Annotated in this window: 1 protein-coding gene; it reads right to left on the reverse strand. The window is 67.8% G+C overall.

All coding sequences use genetic code 11. The features are described from left to right. On the reverse strand, positions 1-404 hold a 404-nt coding region (locus tag BTA51_RS29105; protein WP_141215727.1), incomplete at both ends, for an ATP-binding cassette domain-containing protein.

A 404-nucleotide genomic window follows, 5' to 3' on the forward strand; every position in this document is an offset into this window, starting at 1 on the left:
CTTCCAGCAATTCGCGCGTATAGGCCGCCTTTGGCGCGGCAAACAGCGCCTCGCATTCCGCATCCTCGACGATCTCGCCCTGATGCAGCACCAGCACGCGGTCACACAGGCGCCGGATCACGCTGAGGTCATGGCTGATGAAGGCCAAGGTCAGGTTCATCTCGCGCACCAGATCCCGCAGGATCGTCAGCACCTGCGCCTGACTGGACACATCGAGGCCTGAGACGATCTCATCCGCCAGAATGAAATCCGGCCGCAGCGCGATGGCGCGGGCGATGCCGCCGCGCTGGCGCTGACCGCCCGACAGCTCGTGCGGGAAGCGCGCGCCGAAGCTGCGCGGCAGGCCTACGCGCTCCAGTGCTTCCAGCGCGCCCTCGCGCGGGTTGGGCCGGCCATGCAGCGAC

Source organism: Hahella sp. CCB-MM4, assembly GCF_002260525.1.
Taxonomy (GTDB): Bacteria; Pseudomonadota; Gammaproteobacteria; order Pseudomonadales; family Oleiphilaceae; genus Hahella.